Annotated in this window: 7 protein-coding genes; 5 read left to right on the forward strand and 2 right to left on the reverse strand. The window is 66.5% G+C overall.

Going from position 1 to position 6,634, the window contains the following annotated elements; all coding sequences use genetic code 11:
* Nucleotides 1-31: 31 nt before the first annotated feature.
* Nucleotides 32-1,126 (reverse strand): phosphoribosylaminoimidazolesuccinocarboxamide synthase, encoded by a 1,095-nt coding sequence (locus tag BLW38_RS09515; protein ID WP_092817011.1) that lies wholly within the window; start codon nucleotides 1,124-1,126, stop codon nucleotides 32-34.
* Between the two features lie 152 nt (nucleotides 1,127-1,278).
* On the opposite strand from BLW38_RS09515, the gene BLW38_RS09520 reads away from it, so the two are divergent.
* Nucleotides 1,279-2,523, forward strand: a complete 1,245-nt coding sequence (locus BLW38_RS09520; protein ID WP_092817012.1) for an ornithine cyclodeaminase — start codon at nucleotides 1,279-1,281, stop codon at nucleotides 2,521-2,523.
* A 322-nt stretch (nucleotides 2,524-2,845) separates the two neighbouring features.
* Here the strand turns inward: BLW38_RS09520 and BLW38_RS09525 are convergent, their stop codons facing one another.
* Complete coding sequence (locus tag BLW38_RS09525; protein WP_092817013.1) at nucleotides 2,846-3,880, reverse strand: hypothetical protein; 1,035 nt, start codon at nucleotides 3,878-3,880, stop codon at nucleotides 2,846-2,848.
* Nucleotides 3,881-3,996: 116 nt separating this feature from the next.
* Here BLW38_RS09525 and BLW38_RS09530 point away from each other — a divergent pair, with 116 nt between their 5' ends.
* The 4 genes from BLW38_RS09530 to BLW38_RS09545 all read left to right on the forward strand — a co-directional run.
* Complete coding sequence (locus BLW38_RS09530) at nucleotides 3,997-4,779, forward strand: lipoate--protein ligase family protein (RefSeq protein WP_245710133.1); 783 nt, start codon at nucleotides 3,997-3,999, stop codon at nucleotides 4,777-4,779.
* An 87-nt stretch (nucleotides 4,780-4,866) separates the two neighbouring features.
* Entirely contained in the window at nucleotides 4,867-5,286 is a 420-nt protein-coding gene (locus BLW38_RS09535; protein ID WP_092817014.1) for a 30S ribosomal protein S6e, read from the forward strand.
* Between the two features lie 16 nt (nucleotides 5,287-5,302).
* Entirely contained in the window at nucleotides 5,303-5,770 is a 468-nt protein-coding gene (locus BLW38_RS09540) for a DUF7112 family protein (RefSeq protein WP_092817015.1), read from the forward strand.
* An 89-nt stretch (nucleotides 5,771-5,859) separates the two neighbouring features.
* Nucleotides 5,860-6,634: Lrp/AsnC family transcriptional regulator (locus BLW38_RS09545; RefSeq protein ID WP_092817016.1), on the forward strand; the 775-nt coding region annotated here is incomplete at its 3' end.

Raw genomic sequence — 6,634 nt, forward strand, 5'->3', positions numbered from 1 at the left:
TCTCGTTCCGGATGTCACAAGCCGGAGTGCTTCACAGTTCGCGAACGTCGTCGACCGCCTCCTCGATCGCGGGCGCGTCGAACAGGTCGACTCCGGTGTAGGCGTTCGCGCCGGCGGCGTACATCGCCGACACGGCTTCGATCACGCGATCGGGGAGCGGGACGGGTTCGTCGTCACAGATCGTCCGCCAGTCGGCGACGGATCGGTCAGCGACGGCCTGCTTGGCCTCCGAGACGGCCGCGACCCACTCGGAGTCGTTGCGTTTGTACCATTGCCGGACGACCTCCTTGGAGACCTCCTGGCCGTCGTAGGCGAACCGGTTCTCGTCGAAGGTGCCGACGACGTCGGCGACGCGGATCTCTCCATCGAGGTACAGACACTCGATCTTCCCGTCTTCATGGTCGAACCCGGCTGCATTCGCACGATCGGTCACGACACGGTTGACCGCGAGCGCTGTCGCCTCGAGGTCCTCGATCGAGGCGGCGCCGGCGATCCGGGTGGCCTCCTCACGAGTGAGGTACCGGTCCTGTTCCTCGTATTTCGTCGAGAACTCGACGACCGGTTCCGGGAGATCGACGACCGTCTCCGGCCACTCCGACGCATCGAGCCCCACGTCGCTCGGCTCGCGGCGATCACGGAGGCTCGATCCGATCGGCACCGTGTTCCGGAAGACGACCTCCAGGGGAATCAGGTAGTTCTCGGCCGCACTCGCGTGATAGGCGTCGTAGTCGTACCCGTCCCCATCGCCCAGGTACGGGAGCTCCGGAACCTGGGTCAACTCGATCACCATCTCGGTCGGGGGCGTCGAGACCGCGTCGAGGCCGACGATCGCATCGTCGGGGATCGGTTCGTCCGCATCCGGTTCGGCCGCATTCGGTTCGGCGGTTGGTTCACCCGCCCGATTCGGATCGACGACGCCGCGGTAATGCGTCGGCACCCCTGCCTCCTCCAGGCGCTCGAAGTTGTACGCGCCCATCGTACAGAGGCTTGCGCCCTTCCGCGGGATCGGATCCGGCATTCGCCCCCAGTCGAAAACGGAGTACGCGTCGGTGAAGACGAACCGTCCACGTCCGAGGGATTCGGCCGTCGCCGGCTCGGCAACGCGGAACTCCTTGACACTCGTCATACCTCACAGCGCGGGAGCGGCCCCAATGAATCTTTCAGTGTTCGCCCGCGGCACCGCTCCGTGGTGTCCGTTGACTCGGCCGGATAGGTCTCACGGCTGGGAAGACGCCGCTGAGACGAAACGTTCCTTGCCCCCGAGGGAAAGGTGTGGGTATGAGTCTCACTCGGACCGTCGAACTCGAGGGCCACATCATCGATTCGGGGCGGATGCAGCAGTGTTTCACCGCCGTGATGGATCTGGGCGGGTCCTTCGAGGTCGAGGAGTTCAACGTCGGGAAGAACGAGGACGAAGCGTCCTACTGTCAGCTGTCCGTGTCCGCCGACGACGAGGCGACCCTTCAGGGGATCCTGCACGAACTGCACCAGAACGGCGCGGTGCTTCGGGACCCACCGAACGTCACGCTCGAGCCGGCCCCCGCGGACCAGGTCGTTCCGTCGGGGTTCTACTCGACGACGAACCACCCCACCGAGGTCCGCTACGACGACGAGTGGATCCCGGTCGAACACATCGAGATGGACTGCGCGTTGGTCGTCGAGCCGGAGGGTAGTCCCGAGGGAGGCCCACGGGCATACACGAAGGTCCTCAACGCGATCGACGAGGGCGATCTCGTCGCAACCGACGAGTCGGGGATCCGCGTCAAACCCCCCGAGCGCCCGCGTGGCTCCGACGGTCCGTTCGGATTTATGCAGGGCGGCATCTCTGCGGAACGACCCTCCGAATCGACGATCCGACAGATCGCCGAGGAACTCGCGGAGACCAAATCGAACGGCGGAAACGTGCTCGTCGTCGCCGGCCCCGCCGTCATCCACTCGGGTGCCGGCGACGCCCTCGCCGAACTCGTCAGGAAGGGATACATCGACGCGATCTCGGCCGGGAACGGGTTCGCGACTCACGACCTCGAACGGTCGATCTACGGGACCTCGCTCGGGATGAACGTCGAGACGCTCGAACATCCCCGCAAGGGACACAAACACCACATCTGGTCGATCTCCGAGGTGATACGTGCCGGCGGGATCGAGGCCGCCGTCGAAAAGGGCGTGATCACCGAAGGCGTGATGTACGAATGCGTTCGCAACGACGTCCCCTACGTCCTCGCCGGCTCGATCCGCGATGACGGCCCCCTGCCGGACACGATCACTGACGCCGTCGAGGCGCAGGACGCCATCCGCGAGCAGGCCCGTGAGGCCGATCTCGTGTTGATGCTTGCAACCCTCCTCCACTCGGTAGCCGTCGGCAACTGTCTGCCCTCCACCACGAAGACCGTCTGTGTCGACATCAACCCCGCGACCGTCACCCAGCTGCTCGATCGTGGCTCCGCGCAGGCCGTCGGGATGGTGACCGACATCGGGACCTTCGTCCCCACGCTGGCCGAGTTCGTGCTCGAAGCCGGCGACTGACGCCACGTCACGACGAGGGTTTATCAGGGATCCCGACGCACCCGTCCCGTGACCTGACCGACGTTCCCACGGCGGTCGAGGCGGGTGCTCAGGGCGCCGTCGTGGGGATCGAACACGCTCTGGCTGTTCGCCATCATTTCCGGCCGGTATCACCGCAGCCGGCATCATCGCCGATCACTGTTACTGCTCACCGATCATCGTCAGCGTCACTGCTCACCGTCATAGTCAGCGTCACTGCTCACCGATCATCGTCATCGTCACTGCTTATCGTCTCCCGCCGTCGATCGACGCCATCAATGGACGCTGCTCACCGGGACCGGCGCTACCGCCCCGGTCCGAGCCGGATCGGATCGTCGGTCGGTCGGATCGAGACGGTGACCTCGTCCCCGACCGACAGCCCGTGATCACGCCAGACGATCTTAATCCCGGGATCCGATCGGCGTGTGAGGAACAGCGAGAGTCCGGTCACCGGATCGCCGTTGGCGTACACGGCGACGTCCCGCCAGGTGACGGTCGTCCAGCCCGTCCCCTCCTCGAGACAGGCATTATCCGACCGTTTCTCGGCGGCTCCGATCGGTTCACCGAGCAGTGACAGCGTTTCGCCGGCCGGGCGGTCGATCGTCCCGGCACGTTCCGGTCCGGTACGTGTCGTCGAGCCGGATGACTCGGTATCCCTCGTCCCCAAAACCTCCGTACCGGTGAGGAACGCTCCACCGCCACCGTAGTGTGTGAGTCCGCCGTCGAGCGGGATACCGTCATCGCTCGCGAGCCCTGCGTAGGTCCCGTTCGCTCCCGATCGGTGCGGTCCAGCGAGGCGGGGACTATCGAGTCGGACGTACGTCGAACCGGTTTCGACCACGTTGCCGGTTCCGTCCCACGGGACCGGTTCGATGGCCCCGCCGACCGTGAGCCGATGGGACCCGCTCGCCCGATACGGATCGACGTCACGGTCGCGAAACTCGAGATGGACGTGGTTATCCACCCAGGGGCCGAAGAACCCGGATCGGACCATCTCGCCGAGGGCGTCACCTATGGTCACTCGATCGCCCCGTTCGACGCTCGGATCGACGTGGAGGACCCGCGCAGTGAGTGGCCCACCGCCCACCAGGCCGGTCTCGGTCGCCCAGTCGTCGTCGACGTCGATGGCGATCACGTGATCGTGATCGACGGCGTATTCCCGATCCGGGCATCCGACGGTCCGGCTTCCGCGAACGACGCCTTCAACCGGAGAGATCGCGACGTTCGAATCCGGATACAGGTCGATCCCCGACGCGTCGTCGTGGGCCGGATACGGCGAGTTGTACAGCGAGAACCGTGGGTACGGCTCGATCAACCGGTGGGGGACGGTCACGCCCATCAGTGCACGCTTTCACGACGAGCCGCTTAGCCGCGTCGGACCCACCGAACCGATCACCGGCCAATCGAGTGCGGAGTCGACGACCGGTTTATATCGATCCCCGGCGTGGGTTCGATATGCGAATCGTTCGCGGTCGGGGAGTGGATTTCAACGGGAGCCAGCTCCCGAGTTCCGACGACGCCGGGGCCCGCTGCGATCCCGGCACGCGGTCCGGATCGACCGATCACGGCGTTTGCTCCGCTCCGCCCCGATCAACACGTGATCGGACGAGGGCAACACTCGATCGGGTTGCGGAGACACGCGAACCGATGCTCCGGATCTGGCGTCCGGTTCGACAGGTCACCTTCGGGCGGCGTGACGCCCGATCCGACGGCTTCGAGACCGCGAAGCGTCTCGCTCATCAAAAGGGATTCCCTCCCGTCGAACGCCGCGTCGGAGGACGAGCCGTCGCCCACACCGGCGGGACGGTGGCGTTCGCGCTGGCGGTTCCAACCACCGGAATCCGTACCGACATCACCGACCGATACGACCGCGTGGTTCAACTGCTCACGACCACGTTCCGTGACCTCGGTGCCGCCGTCAAACGGGGCGAGCCGCCGAACGCCTACTGTCCAGGGAGTCACTCGATACGCGTCGTCGACGGCGGTAAGGTGGCCGGCATCGCCCAGCGCGTTCGGCGCGACGCCGCCCTCGTCTCGGGGTGTCTCACGGTGTGTCGCCGCGACGTGGCTGCCACCGTCGACGTCCTTGATCCCGTCTATGACGCCCTCGGCGTTGCCTTCGATCCAGGGGCAGTCGGGTGTCTCGCCGACGCCGGTGGTCCCTCCAGCCCGGGTCGCGCCGCGGCCGCGATCGAAGCCGCCCTCTCGACGGAACCGTGGCACGACTCTGACCAGTAGGCTCCGAAGCCACCTCGTCGATCCCGGATCCGTCGAACCTGATACCGTTTCGACGTACTTTTACTCGACGGGGGAGTCGATCACCGTATGGCAGAATTCAAGGTCGTCGTCGCCGACCCGGACGCCGGCGAGACGTATCAGCGCGACGTTGACGGACAGGACGCGAACCGGTTCCTCGGCCGGAGCCTCGGCGAGGAGGTCGACGGCGGCGCCGTCGGACTCGACGGATTCTCCCTCGAGATCACCGGCGGATCCGACGAGACCGGGCGGCCGATGCGCGCCGACGTCCCGGGGACGAGCCTCAAGGAGATTCTCCTCGACGGCGGCGTCGGCTACAAACCAACCGCCGACGGCGAGCGCAAGCGCGTCACCGTCCGTGGCGCCGAGATCGACGACGACATCGCGCAAGTGAACGTCGCCATCGTCGACGGCGACGGCGACGTCGCCGCGGCGTTCGGTGAGGGCGAGACGGACGAGGACGAGGACGAGGACGAGGACGCGGAGTAACTCTCCCTGGCGGTCGATGGCTCGGATCACCTCGGACGATGAGCAGGTTGCCGCTGTTCGCATCGATATCGTTCGCAGCGGCGGCACTCGCCGGCTCTGCGTTCGCCTCCCCGACGACGACGAGCTCGCGAGCCGCCTCGAGAGCGGCACTGCCGAGTCGCTCGGTCTGAGCGGCGGGGACCTCGTCCGCGTCATCGTCGATCGCCAAACCCGATATGCCCGTATCGAGGCGGATTCCCGTGGCCGAGTGCTTCGGGGACTGTTCGACAACCGCCGTTTGGCGCGGACGCCGGGCGAGGGCGAGGATCGGCTTCGCGAGTGGCTCGGCGAACACGATCGTGAGGAGGGTGACGTGCTGTTGCTGGACGTCGTCGTGTCCGGGGATGCCTACGGGCTCCGGCTCCCGGGAGACCGTGCCGTCTACGACGTCGACGCCGATCCTCGCGGATCGCTTGCCGACATCGCCCGCGATCTTGACGGGTGACGGCGTTTCGACCCCGGTAGCTCCGGTCTCGGCGGCAGCGGATCCAGCTGCTCCGAACGGCTTAATCCGCCACGTCCCGAATTAACCGTATGGAACGGGTCGATGCGGACCTCTCGAGGCTCGACCGAGCGATCATCAACGCCTTTCAGGGCGGGTTCCCGGTCACGTCGCGGCCGTTTGAACCGGCGGCGGCAACCCTCTCCGATCGGGGGATCGAGGTGACCGGCTCGGAGCTGTGTGATCGAGTCCGACGGCTCGACGCCGACGGCGTCCTCTCGCGGTTCGGCGCGCTCGTCAACGCCGAGGCGATCGGCGGGGCCGCGTCCCTGGTGGCGATGCACGCGCCACCGGACCGATACGACGAGGTCGCCGAGACGGTCAACGGGTTCACCGAGGTCGCCCACAACTACGAGCGCGAGCATCCGCATCTCAACATGTGGTTCGTCGTCAGCGTCGCCGACCATCCGGACCCCGGGAAGGACGGCGATGACCGGGTTCGCGAGGTGCTCGAGGAGATCGAGGCGGCGACGGGACAACCGACGTACAACCTGCCCAAACAGCAGGAGTTCCACGTCGGCGCGAAATTCCTCCTCGACGGGCCGGTTTCGGACGGTGACCTCGATCTGTCCGATCGCGGCCCGTCGGCCCACCCCGTCGATCGGGAGACGCTCACGCCGGCCGAACGGGACCTCGTCGTCGAGATCCAGGGTGGACTCCCGATCACGGAGACGCCGTACGCGGACGTCGCGGCGGCGATCGACGCGGACGTCGAGTGGGTGATCGAAACGATCACGCGATTCAACGAGGCGGGGAAGGTCCGTCGCGTCGGCGTCATTCCCAACCACTACGCGCTCGGCTACACCG

It is taken from the genome of Halopenitus malekzadehii, assembly GCF_900108505.1.
Classification (GTDB): domain Archaea; phylum Halobacteriota; class Halobacteria; order Halobacteriales; family Haloferacaceae; genus Halopenitus; species Halopenitus malekzadehii.

Bases quoted from the DNA above. Each gene is read 5' to 3' on its own strand.
- BLW38_RS09515 (WP_092817011.1), bottom strand. From the start codon at position 1,126: ATGACGAGTGTCAAGGAGTTCCGCGTTGCCGAGCCGGCGACGGCCGAA.
- BLW38_RS09540 (WP_092817015.1), top strand. From the start codon at position 5,303: ATGGCTCGGATCACCTCGGACGATGAGCAGGTTGCCGCTGTTCGCATC.
- BLW38_RS09520 (WP_092817012.1), top strand. From the start codon at position 1,279: ATGAGTCTCACTCGGACCGTCGAACTCGAGGGCCACATCATCGATTCG.
- BLW38_RS09530 (WP_245710133.1), top strand. From the start codon at position 3,997: ATGCGAATCGTTCGCGGTCGGGGAGTGGATTTCAACGGGAGCCAGCTC.
- BLW38_RS09525 (WP_092817013.1), bottom strand. From the start codon at position 3,880: ATGGGCGTGACCGTCCCCCACCGGTTGATCGAGCCGTACCCACGGTTC.
- BLW38_RS09535 (WP_092817014.1), top strand. From the start codon at position 4,867: ATGGCAGAATTCAAGGTCGTCGTCGCCGACCCGGACGCCGGCGAGACG.